This is a genomic window from Ideonella sp. A 288, from assembly GCF_002198735.1.
GTDB lineage: Bacteria > Pseudomonadota > Gammaproteobacteria > Burkholderiales > Burkholderiaceae_C > Pseudaquabacterium.
The window spans coordinates 1-15,964 of sequence record NZ_MWLO01000159.1 but is presented as its reverse complement, the minus strand read 5'-3'; the positions used below and the strand labels follow the sequence as shown (position 1 = coordinate 15,964).

At 71.9% G+C, this 15,964-nt stretch carries 19 protein-coding genes; 11 read left to right on the top strand and 8 right to left on the bottom strand.

The genetic code is table 11. The features are described 5' to 3' along the window. Window positions 1-5: 5 nt before the first annotated feature. The 11 genes from EOINJALH_RS29265 to EOINJALH_RS29215 all read left to right on the top strand — a co-directional run bounded on the left by EOINJALH_RS29265 (window position 6) and on the right by EOINJALH_RS29215 (window position 7,789). Window positions 6-221, top strand: a complete 216-nt coding sequence (locus EOINJALH_RS29265) for a DUF6967 family protein (protein WP_088286929.1) — start codon at window positions 6-8, stop codon at window positions 219-221. A gap of 5 nt (window positions 222-226) precedes the next feature. Then, the gene (cas6, locus tag EOINJALH_RS29260) at window positions 227-847 is read left to right on the top strand and encodes a type I-MYXAN CRISPR-associated protein Cas6/Cmx6 (protein WP_158219944.1); all 621 of its coding nucleotides are present in this window, start codon (window positions 227-229) and stop codon (window positions 845-847) included. A gap of 37 nt (window positions 848-884) precedes the next feature. Next, on the top strand, window positions 885-1,214 hold the full coding sequence (locus tag EOINJALH_RS29255) for a TusE/DsrC/DsvC family sulfur relay protein (protein WP_088286925.1): 330 nt from the start codon (window positions 885-887) through the stop codon (window positions 1,212-1,214). Window positions 1,215-1,246: 32 nt separating this feature from the next. Beyond that, window positions 1,247-1,876 (top strand): hypothetical protein, encoded by a 630-nt coding sequence (locus tag EOINJALH_RS29250; RefSeq protein ID WP_088286923.1) that lies wholly within the window; start codon window positions 1,247-1,249, stop codon window positions 1,874-1,876. An 18-nt stretch (window positions 1,877-1,894) separates the two neighbouring features. Continuing rightward, a complete protein-coding gene (locus EOINJALH_RS29245; RefSeq protein ID WP_088286920.1) occupies window positions 1,895-2,824 on the top strand; it encodes a TauD/TfdA family dioxygenase in 930 nt (309 codons plus the stop codon). A 36-nt stretch (window positions 2,825-2,860) separates the two neighbouring features. Next, entirely contained in the window at window positions 2,861-4,324 is a 1,464-nt protein-coding gene (locus EOINJALH_RS29240) for a 2Fe-2S iron-sulfur cluster-binding protein (protein ID WP_088286918.1), read from the top strand. Next, window positions 4,321-4,728 carry a S24 family peptidase gene (locus EOINJALH_RS32445; protein ID WP_199873508.1) on the top strand — a complete coding sequence of 136 codons (408 nt, stop codon included), beginning with the start codon at window positions 4,321-4,323 and terminating at the stop codon, window positions 4,726-4,728. The genes EOINJALH_RS29240 and EOINJALH_RS32445 overlap by 4 nt, the downstream gene beginning before the upstream one ends. Window positions 4,729-4,739: 11 nt before the next feature. After that, window positions 4,740-4,955, top strand: a complete 216-nt coding sequence (locus EOINJALH_RS29230; RefSeq protein ID WP_088286914.1) for a hypothetical protein — start codon at window positions 4,740-4,742, stop codon at window positions 4,953-4,955. 62 nt (window positions 4,956-5,017) lie between these two features. Beyond that, window positions 5,018-5,431 carry a hypothetical protein gene (locus EOINJALH_RS29225; protein ID WP_088286912.1) on the top strand — a complete coding sequence of 138 codons (414 nt, stop codon included), beginning with the start codon at window positions 5,018-5,020 and terminating at the stop codon, window positions 5,429-5,431. Between the two features lie 2 nt (window positions 5,432-5,433). Further along, window positions 5,434-6,519, top strand: coding sequence for an Sfum_1244 family protein (locus tag EOINJALH_RS29220; protein ID WP_144290220.1), 1,086 nt, complete (start codon window positions 5,434-5,436; stop codon window positions 6,517-6,519). A gap of 727 nt (window positions 6,520-7,246) precedes the next feature. Beyond that, the gene (locus EOINJALH_RS29215) at window positions 7,247-7,789 is read left to right on the top strand and encodes a hypothetical protein (RefSeq protein ID WP_088286908.1); all 543 of its coding nucleotides are present in this window, start codon (window positions 7,247-7,249) and stop codon (window positions 7,787-7,789) included. 51 nt (window positions 7,790-7,840) lie between these two features. Here EOINJALH_RS29215 and EOINJALH_RS29210 read toward each other — a convergent pair whose 3' ends face one another. The 8 genes from EOINJALH_RS29210 to EOINJALH_RS29175 all read right to left on the bottom strand — a co-directional run bounded on the left by EOINJALH_RS29210 (window position 7,841) and on the right by EOINJALH_RS29175 (window position 15,576). Then, window positions 7,841-9,145 (bottom strand): S8 family serine peptidase, encoded by a 1,305-nt coding sequence (locus EOINJALH_RS29210; RefSeq protein WP_144290219.1) that lies wholly within the window; start codon window positions 9,143-9,145, stop codon window positions 7,841-7,843. A gap of 61 nt (window positions 9,146-9,206) precedes the next feature. Next, window positions 9,207-11,897 (bottom strand): CHAT domain-containing protein, encoded by a 2,691-nt coding sequence (locus tag EOINJALH_RS29205; protein ID WP_088286904.1) that lies wholly within the window; start codon window positions 11,895-11,897, stop codon window positions 9,207-9,209. Then, window positions 11,894-12,376 carry a hypothetical protein gene (locus tag EOINJALH_RS29200; RefSeq protein WP_088286902.1) on the bottom strand — a complete coding sequence of 161 codons (483 nt, stop codon included), beginning with the start codon at window positions 12,374-12,376 and terminating at the stop codon, window positions 11,894-11,896. Before EOINJALH_RS29200 ends, EOINJALH_RS29205 begins: the two co-directional genes overlap by 4 nt. A gap of 66 nt (window positions 12,377-12,442) precedes the next feature. Further along, entirely contained in the window at window positions 12,443-13,009 is a 567-nt protein-coding gene (locus EOINJALH_RS29195) for an RNA polymerase sigma factor (RefSeq protein ID WP_158219943.1), read from the bottom strand. An 87-nt stretch (window positions 13,010-13,096) separates the two neighbouring features. Further along, window positions 13,097-13,681 carry a DUF3365 domain-containing protein gene (locus tag EOINJALH_RS29190; protein ID WP_088286898.1) on the bottom strand — a complete coding sequence of 195 codons (585 nt, stop codon included), beginning with the start codon at window positions 13,679-13,681 and terminating at the stop codon, window positions 13,097-13,099. Further along, window positions 13,678-14,799 carry a YeeE/YedE family protein gene (locus EOINJALH_RS29185; protein ID WP_088286896.1) on the bottom strand — a complete coding sequence of 374 codons (1,122 nt, stop codon included), beginning with the start codon at window positions 14,797-14,799 and terminating at the stop codon, window positions 13,678-13,680. The genes EOINJALH_RS29190 and EOINJALH_RS29185 overlap by 4 nt, the downstream gene beginning before the upstream one ends. Before the next feature lie 72 nt (window positions 14,800-14,871). Continuing rightward, window positions 14,872-15,339, bottom strand: coding sequence for a sulfur carrier protein DsrE2 (gene dsrE2, locus EOINJALH_RS29180; protein WP_088286895.1), 468 nt, complete (start codon window positions 15,337-15,339; stop codon window positions 14,872-14,874). A 9-nt stretch (window positions 15,340-15,348) separates the two neighbouring features. Then, on the bottom strand, window positions 15,349-15,576 hold the full coding sequence (locus tag EOINJALH_RS29175) for a sulfurtransferase TusA family protein (RefSeq protein ID WP_088286985.1): 228 nt from the start codon (window positions 15,574-15,576) through the stop codon (window positions 15,349-15,351). Window positions 15,577-15,964 lie beyond the last annotated feature (388 nt).

Genomic DNA, 15,964 nt, shown 5'->3' with positions numbered 1-15,964 from the left:
CCCGGATGACCCGACTCACGTCACTGGCCTCTCTGCGCGCGCCTCTGGGCGGGCAGGAGATCGAACTGCAGCAGATCGACTTCGACGGCGAAGGCATGAGTCTTTTGCGCACCCGCATCCGCGAGAAGAGCCGCTTCACCATTTTCGACATCGACCCGATCACGGCCGAGGCCTGGGGCCGCGCCCTGCTCGATTGGGCGCAGGCCCAGCCGCGCGGCTGATGGCCATGGCCGATCCCCGCTCCGAGATGGTCGACGTGGCGTTCGCCCTGGCAGGCAAGGCCGTGCCCCGCGAGTACCGCCGCGCGCTGTCCGACGCGCTCGAAGCCCGCGTGCCCGGTCTGGCCGACTGGCCCGGCGCCGGTGTGCACCGCATCAATGTATCGGCCGGCGCCGGCCGTGAGGCGCTGCTGTCCGGCCGCTCGCGCCTGACGCTTCGCGTGCCGCGGACCCAGGTCGATGCCCTGTCGGTGCTCACTGGCGAGACGCTCGACATCGGCGGGCAGACACTTCAGCTCGATGGCCCGCCGCGGCCGCGCGACCTGCTGCCGCACGGCACGCTCTACGCCCACCTGGTGGCCGCCGCCAGCGACGACGAGGCCGCCTTCCTGGCCGCGGTCGGCGGCGAACTGCAGCGCCTGGGCATCGCCGGACGCTGCATCTGCGGCCGCCTGCAGCAGTTCGACTACGGCGCGCAGCCGCAGCCCGGCTTCAGCCTGATGGTCGACGGCCTGACCACCGCGCACGCCTTGCGCCTGCTCGACCTTGGCGTGGGCCCGCACCGGCTGTGGGGCTGCGGCCTCTTCGTCCCGCACAAGTCTGCTGCCGCCGTGGGCGGCGAGCGCTGATCCACATCCCACCACCCCAACCCAGGAGACCCGACCGATGCCTTACGTCGTCAACGGCACCGAACTCGACACCGACGATCAGGGCTACCTGCTCGACCCCGACTTCAGCGACGAGATCGTCGAGGTCGTCGCCGCGGCCGAGGGCCTGACGCTGTCCCCCGCCCACTGGACGGTGGTGAACTACCTGCGCGACGAGTACCGCGAGCATGGCCACACGCCCAACTTCCGCAACATGCTCAAGGGCCTGGCCGAGCTGATGCCGGGCATCGACAGCAAGGGCCTGTACGACCTGTTCCCGATCGGGCCGGCCAAGCAGGGCTGCAAGGTGGCTGGCTTGCCGCAGCCGCTGGGCAAGGGCGGCTACTGATGTCGGCCCCGCGCCCCGGCTGATCGCCAGCGATGAGCACCGCCCCCATCCGCCTCAAGACCCACTGGTTCCGGCCCGGTGCGCCCAAGACGCCCGAGCAGCAGGCCGGGGCGATGGGCTTCACGATCTGGCGCGTGGCGCAGCAGACGCTCAAGCGCATGCGCGGCGCCGAGTACGACATCGACGCCGGCGAGCCTTACTTCGCCTTCATGCGCGAGATGCTGGTGTTCCTGGTGGCCGTGGCCGACCGGCTGGCCCACGAGCGCTTCGACGGCTCCACGCGCGTGGCCTTCACCACCGCGCTGGTGCTGCACGTGGCCGACACGCTGCAGGGCAACGAGCTCGACCTGCTGGGCGCGCCGCCAGCCGGGCAGCCCATGCCGCGCGACCGCTTCATCGACCTCTTCAACGAACTGCACGACCACTATGCCGAGTTCGGTGGCGAGCCCGGCGCGGCCGAGTTCACGCCCGACTTCGGCTTCCTGCGCTACCTCGGTCGCCGCCTGGAGCCGACGCTGCCGCCCAAGGACCAGCGCTGGGTGCTCGACCAGGTGATGGCGGTCGAGGCGCCCGACGCGGTGGCGCTGGTGCAGCGCACATTGCGCGACCTGTGCTCGACCGCGCCGCGGCGCATGCGCCACTCGTCGGTCAGCGGCGATTGAACACGAACGGAACCCACCATGAACGCCCCCCTGCGATCGACCACCCTGGCCCGTCAGGCCAGCCCCTTCGACCTCGACGACGAGGCCAGCTACCGCCGCTGGCGCGACGCCAAGCTGGCGGCCCGCCCGGCCGGCATCGACGACCTGCTGGTCGACATCGCCGATCCGCTGGCGCTGACCGTGGCCGAGCGCGAGGCGCTGCTGCAGCGCCTGTCGCGCGCCAACATGGCGCTGTACCGTGGGCCGGCGCGGGCATGCGACCGCGACGTCGTCACCGGCCTGGGCCGGCAGCTCGGCCTGTGCCAGCTCGACGGCCACTGGCTGGCCGAGGAGGACGGCGTCTCGCGCATCGCGGTGTCGGCGCAGTCCGACGGCCGCGGCGGCTACATCCCCTACACCGACAACCCGATCCGCTGGCACACCGACGGCTACTACCAGGGCACCGAGCGCCGCATCCGCGGCATGGTGCTGCACTGCGTGCGGCCGGCGTGCGAGGGCGGCGTCAACGGGCTGATGGACCACGAGCTGGCCTACATCGCGCTGCGCGACGCGTCGCCGGACCACGTGCGCGCCCTGATGGCGCCCGACGCCATGACCATCCCCGAGCGCCGAGACGACGACGGCGTGGCCCGGGCGGCGACGACCGGCCCGGTCTTCTCGGTCGACACGGCGGATGGCGCGCTGCACATGCGCTACACCGCCCGCACCCGCAGCATCCAGTGGAAGGACGACGCGGCCACCCGGGCGGCGGTCGACTGCCTGCAGGCGATCCTGTCCAGTGAGTCGCCGCAGGTGCTGCACGTGCGCATGGAGGCCGGCATGGGGCTGGTGTCGCACAACGTGCTGCACGACCGCAGCGCCTTCCACGACGACTCGCGTCAGCCGCGCCTGCTGTACCGCGCGCGCTACCTCGACCGCAGCGCCGCGCCCGAGCTGCCGTGGCGTTGATCGGCCGGGCGCGCTGGCACTGATCGAGACCCGCCCATGGCCCAGTGGCTGACCGTCTGGCGTGCCGCACAGCTGGTGGGCGTGCCGCGTGGCGTCCTGCAGCAGCGCGTGCGCGCCGGCGAGATCGAGCTGGCCGATGGGCTGGTGTCCACCGAGACACTGCTGCGCCTGTACCCGCAGACCGAGCTCGAGGCCTCGGGCCTGATGGAGCGCGTGGCGCAGATCCGCGACGAGGCCTTCGGCCGCCGCGTGCGCGAGCGCCTGCTGCCCAGCCAGGAGGTGCTGGCGCAGCGGCTGTTCAGCCAGGGCCAGGAGCTGGCCGACGTGCAACGCCACCTGCAGCGCTACCACGCGCTGGTGATCGCGCTGCGCGAGCAACTGGCGGCGGGCGCCGCCGAAGACCCGCGCCTCGCGGCGCTGCACCGCCAGCTGACCGACGGGTTGGCGCGTGCCTTGGCCACCGAACCGGTCGACATGCTGGATGTCATGGACGATGTGCTCAAGATGGTGTCGGCGCAGGTGACGCTGCGGCCGAGCGGCCACCAGTTCACCGTGGAGGGCCACGACACGCTGCTGCAGGCCGGCATGCGCGCCGGGCTCAAGCTCAACTACGGTTGCGGCAACGGCACCTGCGGCATGTGCAAGGTGAGGGTGATCGACGGGCAGGTCACGCGCACCATGGCCACCGACTACCCGTTGTCCGAGCCCGAGAAGGCGCAGGGCTACGTGCTCGCCTGTGCGCACACTGCCGCCAGCGGCACGCTGACGCTCGAGTCGCTCGAGGCCGCCGGTCCGGCCGACATCCCGGTGCAGCAGCTCGTCACCCAGGTGCGCGCGGTGCGCGAGCTGGCGCCCGACACCCGCCTGCTGCACCTGCAGACGCCGCGCAGCCAGCGGCTGCGCTTCCTGGCTGGCCAATCGGTCACGCTGGGCCTGGCGCTGGGCGCGGGCGTGCGCCGCACGCTGCCCATCGCCAGCTGCCCCTGCGACGACCGCAACCTGCACTTCTTCGTGCCCCGCGAGCCCGACGATGCCTTTGCCGCCCAGGTGTTCTCGGGCGCGCTGCGGCCCGGCGACGCCGTCACGCTGTGGGGCCCGGTGGGCGAGTTCGTGCTGGCCGATGGCCAGCGGCCGCTGGTGTTCGTGGCCTGCGACACCGGCTTCGCACCGGTGAAGAGCCTGATCGAGCATGCGCTGTCGCTGGACGCGGCGCCATCGCTGTCGCTGTACTGGCTGGCCACGCGCGCCGACGGGCACTTCATGGCCAACCAATGCCGGGCCTGGTCGGAGGCGCTGGACCTGTTCGAGTACACGCTGTTCAGCGAGGCCGACGCCGCGGCCGGCGCGCGACAGGTGGCCGAGGCCATCCGCGCCGACCTCTTCGACATCGACTGCGACTTCTACCTGGCCGGCCCCGAGGCCTTCGTCGACAGGGTGCGCGACGAACTGCGCGCCGCAGGCGTGCCCGCGGCACAGGTCTTCCAGGAGACGCTGTCGTGAGCGGTTGTGCATGCAAGGGGCCCGGCGTGGCGGCCGGAGGGTGCGGCGCGCACGACGTGCAGGCCTCGGCCCGCGGCGGCGACGACGCCACTGCGGCCGCCTGCAGCGGTGGCGAGGCCTTCGCACTGCGCGTCATCGGCCACAGCATGGCGCCCGAGTTCAGCGAAGGCGAGATCCTGCTGATCGAGCCCGAGGGCGCGCTGCGCGACGGCGCCTACGTGCTGGCGCAGGCCGAGGGCGAGTGGACCTTCCGCCAGCTGGTGCGGCGCGGCGAGCGCTGGTGGCTGCACCCGTTGAACCCGGCCTGGCCCGACCAGCCGCTGGACGATCTTTCTGCCGTGCACGGTGTGGTCATCCAGGCCGCCGTGCCCGGCCGCCGCCGCCTGACCCGACACTACGTCTGAGAGCGTTTGCCATGCCCTATTTCGTGTACCAGGTGAAGCCGTTCGCACAGCTCGAGAAGCTGGCTGAGTTTGCCGCCTTCCGCGACGCGTCGGCGCACGCCAAGGCGGCGCGCGCGGCGCAGACCGACTCGACCAGCCGCATCCGCGTGATGTTCGCCAACAACGAACAACTTGCCGAAGACCTGCTGTGCCAGATCCGCGACCCGGCCCCGGCCGGTGACGACTGATCGGCATCCGGTCGAGACATCGGCGCACTGGTCCAGAACCAACTCCACCGGCCCACGACGCCATGGATTGCTGCTGCGACAGCGCCACCGCCTGCGTGTTCTCGCGCGCCTTGCTGGCGCGATCGGCCGGCTGCGCGCTGGCCACGCGCCGGACGCTCGGCGAGCGCGACGTCGTCGAGTGCCCGTCGCCGGTGGCCCGCATCAACTGCACCACGCTGGCCGCGCTGCTGCACGAGCGCGCGCGCTTCGCGCTCAAGCTGCCCCGGCCCGGGCAGCCGCTGATCCACGCGCAGGCACTGCGCCTGCACTGCGGTGGCCTGGCCGGCGTGCAGCAGGCGCTGGACGAACCGGTGTCCGACGTCCATCGCCTGGTCGGCCTGGCCCAGCAGCGGCACGGCAGCCTGGCCGATCTGCCGTGGCCGGGCATCGTGGCCACGGTGGTGGCCTGGCGACCGCGCCCGCGCCGCGCCGGCTGACGATGGCTGGCACCGTGCCGCCCGGCTGCGCCGACCTCGTCGAGGCGGTGCAGACCAACTGCCACATCGCCGACGCCCGCCACGCGGCCGACATGACGCTGTGCACCTACCTGCTGCAGATGCGCGAGTTCCACCGCTGGGAGCGCGGCCTGGGCTTCGGTGCCGCACTGGACCGCGGCGCGGTCGGCGCCTGGCTGGCCGAGCGCGAGGCGCTGTGGACGACGCTGGAGGAGCAGGCCTTTCGGCCGCTGCCCCTGCCGGATGGTCTGTCGCTGGACCCGTTCGACGTCGCCGCCGTCAATGCCCGCCTGGCGCCCGCGGGCCTGCACTATGGCGCGGGCCTGGTCGGAGCACAGCGGCCGGTGTTCTTCCTGGCCGAGCGCCACGCCGTGCTGTGGCGCGACGGCCTGGAGGTGCAGGTGGCCGGGCGCGAACTGGCGCGCGGCCTGGTGGCGCCGCCGGCCGCGCTGGACAACGCCGCAGGTCGCGCGGCCATCGTGCTGCGCCGCGAATCGCTGGCACGGTGGTGCTGGGAGAAGTTCGAGGCCTTCACGCTGCGGCGCAGCCCGGGCAGCCCGTTCCATGCGGTGGTGCAGGCCTATGCGCTGGACGACGGTTTCGACGCCGCGCTGCCGCGCTGGCTCGACGACTTCAGCGAGGCCGTGATCCTGCACGAGCTCGGCGAGCATCGCGCCGGCCAGCGCCTGGGCACGCGCTGGGCCGACATGCGCCTGTCGCTGCCGGGCCGGCGCGCCGACCTGCACGCACGGGCGCTGCGCGACCACCTGGCCGACCTCGGCGTCACGCTGCCGACGCTGCTGGACCGTGGCGCGTCGCCTTCGATCCATGTCTGGTTCGCCGGCTTCGATGGCGTGCGAGAGTCACTGTTCCCGGATTTGAAGCACGCGTACCATGCGTGGCAGCAGGGTGATGGCGGTGTTGCATTGCGCCATGCCGCGGTGGCGGGCGAGGCGCACTTCTGGTCGCTGGCGCAGCAGGTGCTGGACCTGCACGACCGCGGCTGCGAACGCGCCGGAGCCGCCATCGACGCGCTGCTCACGTCGCCGCAGGCCGTGTGCCGCGGATGAGGCGATTGCGAGGCGCGGGCCCACACCGTTCCCTGCGGCGCAGCGAGGCGCCGATGGCCCCTGCCGACGCAGCGGTCGCCTGCAAGGCGGCGCAGTCGACCTGCCACGGAAGGCGCCGGCGCGATCGCCAGAAGCGGCCGTGCGCCACGTGGCAGTTTCCGCGGCCGGGGCACCGAAGAGGGCTTGACGGCGCGCCCGGAATGGCGTTTACTAAAGGCACTGAGACACCGACGCGAAGGCAACTTCAAGAGGTGAATCGGCCAGAGTCTCGTGAGGAGGGTTGACCTATCGCACCGACCACCATGCACTCCACCCAACGCCGGCACAGCCTGCCGGAATGCGCCACAGCAATGTGACGTTGGAAGCCTGATCAGGTTTCCACCCAATGCCCCGCCACCGTGCGGGGCATTGCATTTGGGGCCGGCGCCGGTGGTTCGCGCAACGGGCCGGGTGCTGCCGGTCGGCGTCGGGTCGAGCCACGGGCCTGCCGGGCCGATGCTGGGTTCTCACCCGGTCAGCGCGGCAGGGTGTCCGGTGTCTCCGGGGCAGATGGGCAAAGCGCAGGTCCAGGGTCCTGCGGGCTGGCCCCGGCCACAAGGCCGCCCGCTCTGGCATCGCGATGGCCGATTCACGATGAAGGTATCAGCCGAGGCCCCTGGCGGGTCTGTGCGCACGGTCGGGCCATCTTGCCCGGACCGCAACCGACAGACTTCGACAGGAGTTTCCCATGCGCAATGCCATCATCACCGCCACCTTGCTGGCGGCCGTCTCGTCCCCTGCCTGGGCCGAAGAGTTCACCTGCCGCGGCACGGTGGGCGCCGTGGCGCTCGACAACGTCTTCGTGCCCGACGGCGCCACCTGCCTGCTTCAGCGCACCCGGCTCACCGGCAGCATCGTCGTCGGCACCGGTGCCACGCTGCTGGCCACCAGTGTCACGGTCAACGGCAATATCCAGGCCGAGGGCGCCAACGCGGTCACCGTGGGTGGCGCGTCGATCATCGGCGGCTCGGTGCAGATCGTGCAGGGCGGCAGCGCGACGGTCGACCGCGCACGCATCAACGGCGACCTGTACTTCGACGAGAACCGCGCCCCGGTCGCCGCCAGCCGCAACATCGTCGGCGGCAACCTGCAGGCCTTCAATAACACCGGTGGCGTGCGGCTGGAGGGCAACCGCATGAACGGCAACCTGCAGTGCAAGGCGAACATGCCGGCGCCCACCGGTGCGGGCAATGTGTCGCCGAGCAAGGAAGACCAGTGCGCGCGCCTGTGACCATCGCGGCTACATGAACGAACGGGGCGCTTCGGCGCCCCGTTCGCTCGTTCAGCGGCAGGCCGGGTCGGGCGGCACGAAGTCGGCCACCGCGCCATGCGCATGCAGCGCGCGGATCGACGTGCCGCAACCGGCCACGCTGCGGTCCTGCAGTCGCTTGGTCACGTCGACGGCCTTCCAGTCGGGCTGACGCGCGCGCACCAGGGCGGCCACCCCGGCGGCCAGCGGCGCGGCCATCGAGGTGCCGCTCCAGGTGGCCCAGCCGCCGCCGGGCAGGGTGCTGACGATCTGGTCGCCCGGCGCGGACAACTGCACCCAAGTGCCACGGTTGGCAAATGGCGCCAGGCGGCCATCGGCCTGCGTGGCGGCGATCGCGAGCTGGCCTTCGGCGCCTTCGGCCGCGGGGTACTGCAGCTCGGTGCCGCTGCCGCCATTGCCGGCGGCGGCCACCACCACCGCGCCGCCGCGCAGGTCGCAGCGCGCACGGTCGGCGTCGAAGCCGGGGTCGGAATAGTCGTCGTCGTCCTCGTTGTCGTCGTCGTCGCTGCAGGTGGCCAGCTCGATCGCGGTGTTCAGCAGCCGCGTCGGCCGGGTCGTGCCCAGGCTCAGGTTGACGACGTGGGCACCGTCGTCGGTGGCCGGATTGCCGTCGGGGTCCAGCGCCCACATCAGCGCCTCGGCCACCACCCAGAGGTTGCCGCGGCCGGACGCGTCGAGCACGCGCGCGGGCAACAGTGTGGCGCCCGGTGCGGCCAGCGCCACCAGTCCGGCGACGTGGGTGCCGTGGCCCCAGCCGGCGTCGCCCGCGCTGCCGCCTTCCGACGGGTCGGCATCGGCATCGACGAAGTCGCGGCCCAGCAGGCGCCCGGCAGCGTCGCGTGCCCAGCGCCCGGCCAGTTGCGGGTGGGCCAGGTCGGCGCCGCTGTCCAGCACAGCCACGCGCACGCCGGTCCCGGTGCTCAGCTGATGCGCCTGGGGCAGCGCCAGCGCCTGCGGCGCCCATTGGGCGGCCCAGCTGCCCGAGCCGCTGCCGATGGCCCACACCAGCAGGTGGCGACGTTCCGGCGTCTGGCCGATGACGTTGGGCTCGGCGAAGCGGATGCGCGAGTCGCGCCGCAACGAGGCCAGCGTGCGCGTCGTGTCGTTGTCCAGCGTCTGCTTCAGGCGCCAGATCGGCCGCTGGCCGAACTGGTCCAGCACCGTCAGGCGATGGCGGCGCGCGATGTCGTGCACCGACGCGCCGGTCTGCAGCATGACGACGATTTCACCGGGCAGTGCGCCGTCGGGCGCCGGGGTCTGTGCGACGGCGCTGGCGGCCAGCGCGAGGCTGCCCAGGGCGGCAGAGAATGCTTTCATCGGGAACTCCAAGTCCACTGCGGGCCTCACAGACCCGCTCGGCCGCCGTGAAAATACCCGATCAGCGAAGACCGTTCAGTGAGAAGGCCGACCAGTGCCACGGGTTCGGGTGGCGCGCCAGCATCTCGCATTGAGCCGCCTGCAGCGCCTCGGCGGCCCCGGTGCCGGCGCACAGCCGGCGATAGAAGGCCCCCATGAGGTCTGCGGTGGCCTCGTCCTCCACGGTCCATTGCGAGGCCAGCACCGCCGACGCGCCGGCGAGCAGGAAGCCGCGCACCAGCCCCAGCAGTTCGTCGCCCGGGGCGATGCGGCTCAGCCCAGTTTCGCAGGCCGACAGCGTGACCAGGCGGGTACCAGCCAGTGGCAACTCGGCGGCATCGCGCAGCGTCAACGGGCCATCGGCCAGGTGCAGGGCCGAAAAGTACGGGCTGTCGGCGCGGAACTCGCCATGGCAGGCCAGGTGCAGCACGTCGGTGTCGGGCAGGTGCTGGCGCAGCGCCGTCAGGGTGGCATCGCCGTCACGCAGCACCCGGGCCCTTGGCCCGAAGGCATCGGCGACCGCGTCCAGCTCGGCGTACACGTGCGGCAGCGCGGTGCCGCCGTGCCCGAGTGCGAGCACACGCGATGCTGTTGCCATCGCCTGCCGCGGCTGCGCCGCCAACCACAGGGCGGCGCTCGGGGCCAGGCTGGGTGCAGCGCGCTCCACGAGGTAGGAGCGTCCGTCGTGCAGCGCGGCGAACGGGACGTAGTGCAGGTTGCGGTGCGGCACGACGATGACGCGCCATGCCGCACCCAGCGCCGACAACAGCGGCGCCCACAGCCGGGCATGCAGCGCCGTCAGGTGGGCGCGCGCGCGCACCGCCAGTTGCCCGGCGTGGCGCTGCAGGCGGTGGGTGCCGTGGCGCAAGGTGTCCAGCTGCAGGCGCAGGCGTTCGATCTGCTCGGCCAGACCGCTGCCGTCGAGCGCGACGATCTCGACCCGACCGGGCGTGACGACGCAGGCGGCCAGTCGATCGCCGGCTTGCACGTATTCGACCAGCGCCCCGTCGCGCGGCAGCGCGGCCTGCAGCCTGTCCAGTGTCGGCAGCGATGCGGCCGCCGTGCCTCCGGGCCCCGTGGCGCGTGCGCGGCGTTCGGCTTCCAGCCAGTCGTGCTCGGCGGCTTGCATGCGTTGCTGCAGGTCGGCGGCGCGTGCCGCCGGGCTGCCGGCCAGCGCCTGGCGCCACTGGCCGTGCAGCCAGCGCCAGCGCTCTCGTTCGGCTGCCGCAGCCGGCGCCTCGTCGGCCGCCGCGCTGTGGCGCATGGCCTGGGCGCGCGCGCCTTCCATGGCCGCGAACAAGGCCTCGGGATCACCTTCGTCCAGCGCCAGTTGCACCAGGGCCTCATGCGCCGTGCGTCGACCGCTGCCGTAGGCGATGCGGAACTCGTCGCCGGCCAGTGCCGCGCGCTGCCGCTCGATGCAGGCCACCGCTTGCTGGAACCGCGCCCGGGCGGCTGCCGGGTCGGCCTCGCTGCGGCCGAGGCCGGTGTGGCAGGCCGCTTCGATCTCCGGCACACCGTCGGCGGCCGTCAGCGCGGCCACGAAACGCGCGGCGGCTTCGGCCGGGCGGGCCAGAGCCTGCAGGGATTCGCCCGCCAGCACTTCGGCCTCGCCATGCCAGCTGCGCACGCCGGCGCCGGCGAAGACGGCTGCGGCACGGCTGGCATCGGCGAGCGCAGCGATGGCGTCTCCGCGGCCCAGCGCCACCGCGGCCGCCTGCAGCGCGACGCGGGCGCTGCCCACCGCGTTGCCCTGGCCATCGAAGAGGGCACGCGCAGCGGCCAGATCGGCCGCGGCCGCCTCGGCCACGCCGCGGGCTGCCAGCACATCGGCCCGCTGCACCAAGGCCCAGGCGCGTTCGATCGGCGTGTCCAGCGCCTGCGCCGTGTCGACGGCACGGTCGTACAAGGCCTGAGCCTCGGGCCACAGGTGCAAGGCGGCATAGGCGTCGGCAAGCTGGCGTTCGGCTTCGCCCTGGAGCTGGCGCTGCCCCTGGGCCTGCGTGGCCGACAGGGCCGCCACCAGGTGCGCCAAGGCCTGCGCGTGCTGACCGCGGTGCAGCGCCATGCGGCCGCGGCTGGCGTCGATCAGTGGTCGCAGCGCCAGCAGCCCGTGCGCGGCGGCGCGCTGCGCGGCACGTTCGTGGATGCGCTCGGCCTCGTCGAACTCGAATTGCCAGGCCAGCGCGTCGGCCAGGCCGACGTCGGCCATCACCGAGTGCTGCCGATCGCCACTGCGCGCAAATCGCAGCGCCGCAGCGCGGTACATCGCAGCGGCCTCGGCATAGCGGTCGCGCTGCATCAGCATCGATGCCAGGTTCAGCTCCACCCGGCCCGCCGCAGCCTCGTCACCCTCCGCGGCGAAGACGGCGCGCGTGTGCTCTCCCAGGACCACCGCCTCGTCGTGCCGGCCCAGCAGCGCCAGCGCCATCAGCTGCGGCACCTGGGCCTCGGCTTCGCGGCGGCGGTCGCCGCTGGCGGCGAAGGCGCCTGCCGCGCGCTGCAGGTTGCCCAGGGCGGCGGCCAGTGCGCCGGCGGCCAGCTCGGCGATGCCGCGCGTCCACGCCGCCAGCGCCTGCACGGCCGGCTCGTGCGGCACCGTGGCGGCCAGCGTGGCCAGTTCGTCGGCCGCGGCGCGTGCGGCCGCAGGATCTCGCGCCCAGGCGGCATAGCACGCGTCCTTCAGCGCCCAGGCATGTTCGAGGGCGCTCACGTCTCCAGAACCACCGGCGGCAGCTCGACCTCGGCGTCCGCCAGGTGCAGCACGAGGCGACAGTCGCCCGCAGGCGCCGGCTCGAAACGGAACTCGGACTGCCGGTCGAGCGCCAGGCGCTGCTCGGTGTCGCCGACATGCAGTGACAGCGCCACGCCGCCATCGGGCCCCAGCACCTGGCCGCTCAGCACGAAGCGGCCGTCGGGCTGTGGCGCGATGCGCAGGTCGATGTCCAGGCCCTCGGCGGTGAACAGCATCTGGCGCGTGCGTCCGCCCGTGGCGCGCACACCCGCGGCGCCCAGCGGCGTCCAGCCGCTGTCGAACGACAGCGCGGCCAGCAGCAGTCGGCGCAGCGGCGACGGTGCCTGCTGGCGGCGCGGCCGCCAGATCGCAAAGGCCTGGTGCACCACGTGCTCGGGCGGCGCCTCCAGCGCACGGCTGGCGCGCAGCAGGGATTCGAGATCGTCGTCGGGGTTCATGGTCTCGGCCTTCCTGGGGTGCGCACGCCGGCACAGACCGCCGCTGATACGAAAAAATACATTGGCCTACTCTTTCGCCAGCAGCTCGCGCAGTTTGGCCAGGCAGCGTGCGCGGGTGGGTCCGATGCTGCCAATCGGCATGCCGAGTTCGGCGGCGATTTCTTCATAGGACGGTGGCTCGTCGCGCAGGAACACCAGCTCGACGAAACGCCGCGACCGATCGTCCAGTTGCGCCACCGCACGGCGCACCCGGTGCTGCTGCTGCAGCGCGTCCAGCACGTCGTCGGGCAGCGGCGACCCGTCGACCAGCCGCTCGACGGCAGCGTCGTCGGGGTCGGCGCGCGACGCAGGCGGCAGGCGTTCCAGCAGTCGCAGGGTCTCGCGGCGCGCGGTGGTGACCAGCCAGGCCCGGACGCGTGCGCCGTCCAGCACGCCGTCGAGGTGTTCGAACAGGCGCGAGAACGTGGACTGGAAGACGTCGGCCGCCTGTTCGGGGCTCAGCCCGGCGCGGCGGGGCACGGTGTAGACCAGTCGCTCATAGCGGCGGACCAGCGCTCGCCAGGATCGCTCGTCGCCATCGCGGCAGCGCTGCACCAGGTCAGCATCGGAGGTGTCGCAGTCCAGGTCCGGCACGCCACCAATCTAGCATGCAGGGTGGCAACGATCGGAACAAGGTCTTGGGGGCGTCGCGACCGCAGCGGCCGCATGCGCCGCGCCCCGCTACGGCACTGGCCGCCTCAGCGTGATCGCGCCGCGGATGTCGCCGACGCGGTAACCCACGCCGTGGTCGTCGGGGTACAAGGCCTTCAGCTTGGCGCTGACCGCCGGCTTCAGGTCTTGCGGCTGGCCGTGGCAACTGACGCACAGCTCGGCCACCGGCAGCGCGCGGATGTAGCGCTGCACGCGTTGGCCGTTCTCCTGCACGGTGTCGGCCAGCTCGAGTTGCGTGGCCGGCTCTCGAGCCGCGGCACGCCGGTCGAAGGATTCCAGTGCCGCACGCTCCCAGGCGTCGGGCACGGCCTTCGGGTTGCGGTTGCGCAGGCTCACCCGGCGCACCGACCAGCCCGACTGCTCGGAGGCGGCCTTGGCCATCTTCGGAGCCTGTTCGCGGCAGACCTCGATGGCGCCTTCCGGGCCACCACGGTCGATCTCGTCGCGCAGCACGTTCAAGAGCTTGGGCGGCACCGCGGCCGCGACACCGCGGGCCTGCGCGACCCAGGGTGGTTCTGCTGGCGTTGGCGCAGTGCAGCCCAGCAGGGCGAGGCTCGCGGCCACCGTCGCGGCCCAGCAGACTGGACGCGTCATTCCTGTTCCATTTTCCACAGCATGACTTTCAGAGTGAGCACCGATCCTGCCACGATGCCGGCCAAGGCGATGAACGAACCGATGGCCAGGGTCGAGATCCCCGACAGGCCCTGGCCCACCGTACAGCCCAGCGCCGTGACGCCGCCGAAGCCCATCAGCCCGGCGCCGATCAATTGGTTGCGCAGGTCGGCCAGCGACGCGAAGCCTTCCCAGCGGAAACTGCGCGTGGCCAGCGCCACCATCGCCGAGCCGGCCACCACGCCCAGCACCGAGGCGATGCCCATGGTCGCGTGCAGCGACTTGTCGGTCCACAGCATCAGCAGTTCCAGCGTGTAGGCGGTCGGCCCGACGAAGCTCAGCGATTCGAGCGTGCGGCTGTTGGTGCCGTGGAACACGGTTTCGAGCGTCTCGGGGTTCTCGCCATAGCCCAGGTGGCCGCTGACGTACCAGCCGGCCGCCACCAGCAGGCCGAGCGCGATGCCACTGGCCACTTGCACGCGGTTGGCGCGGAAGCGCCGGTCCTTGAGGCTGAAGGCCAGCAGCGCCAGCACCACGGCCGAGGCCACGCCGATCTGTGCCGCGCGGGCCTCCAGGCCGCCCACGCGGGCCAGAGCCGTGCCCAGGGACTGGTCCTTCCATCCGCTGGCGGCCAGGTCGATGGCCACCGGGTCGAGCAGCGCGGCCCGCCATTGGCCGAACAGGCCCTTCAGCGTCATGTAGGCAGCAATGGCCATGAACACCAGCACCACCAGAGATCGCACGCTGCCGCCGCCCAGCCGCACCAGATTCTTGTTGGCACAGCCGCCGGACATGGTCATGCCGACGCCGAAGGCGAGCCCGCCGACGACCAGCGACAGCCAGGGCAGCACCGGCCGCTGGACAACCGACTTGCCCAGGTCGACCTGGCCGGTCAGCGACAAGGCCGCGCTGGCCGCCACGGCCACGGCAATGGCCAGCAGCCACATGCGCATGCGGCCCCAGTGGTCCATGTTGACGATGTCGGACAGCGCGCCCATCGTGCAGAAGTTGCTTCGGTGGGCGATCGCGCCAAACAGGAAGGCGAGGGCGAAGCCACCCCACACCACCCAGCTGGCGAGATCGGGTGCGGCTGCAGTCATGCGTCGTCTCCAGGTCCGCCGCGCCGCGTGGGCGGGCCGTGAGGGGGATCAGCTGCTCAGACGAGCAGCCGCTCAGATGAAGAGGCAGACGTCGGTTTCGCCGGCGAACTTCATGAAGGTGGCCGCGCCACCGTACTCGATGCCGTCGATGAAGTCGGCCTTCGAGAAGTCGAACAGGTCCACCGTCATCTGGCAGGCGATGAACTTGACTTCGGCCTCCTGGCACAGGTCGCGCAGTTCGGTCAGCGAGGCCACGCCCTTCTTCTTCATCTTGGCCTTCATCATCGACGTGGCCATGGCCTCCATGCCCGGCAGCATCGCCACCACCACCGGCATCGGCACCGGCATGGGCATGGCTGGGTTGCCGATCGGGCTGATGGCGATGCCGCTCAGGTCCTTGCGCAGCAACTGCAGGCCGTAGAAGGTGAAGAAGATCTGCACCTCCCAGCCCAGCGCCGCTGCGGTGGACGCCAGGATCAATGGCGGGTAGGCCATGTCCAGTGCGCCCTTCGTGGCGATGATCGCCATCTTCTTGGCCATGGCGCGTCCTCAGCCCTTCTTCAGGAAGAAGACGTACTTGCCGCCTTCCTCACCCGATTCGAGCAGGGCGTGCCCGGTCTGCTCGGCAAACGCGGCCATGTCGCACACCGAGCCGGGGTCGGTGGCCACCACGCGCAGCACCTGGCCCGGCGTCATGTCGGCCAGCGACTTCTTGGTCTTGACGATGGGCAGCGGGCAGGCGAGTCCGGAGGCGTCGAACTCCTTGTCGAATTTCATGCTCTTCTCCTTGATGGCGATGGTGCCATCTTTGCTCCACATTAGCGTCGCTGCCACGCCGGAGCGTCTATTCCCGCGATGGGGGATGAGTCATAGCCCATATGGGTAGTACGAGCGAGGCCGCTTTTCGGTCACGCTCCGCCCGGTGTCGGGCCAGGGGGTTCGGCACCTGAGCTGACCCGACGGCGCGCGCCGTGAGGTGTTGGCCATTGCTGCACAAGGAGACCGGGTTCATGCACACAAGACGACAGCTGCTCGAACGCAGCGCGGGGCTGGCGGCCCTGATGGGCGGCTTCGGGCTGTTGCCTGCCACGGCGCAGGCCGCGTGGAGCGCGCCGGCCTTCGAGGCCAAGACCATGGCCGAGGCGATCAAGGCGCTGGGCGCCAG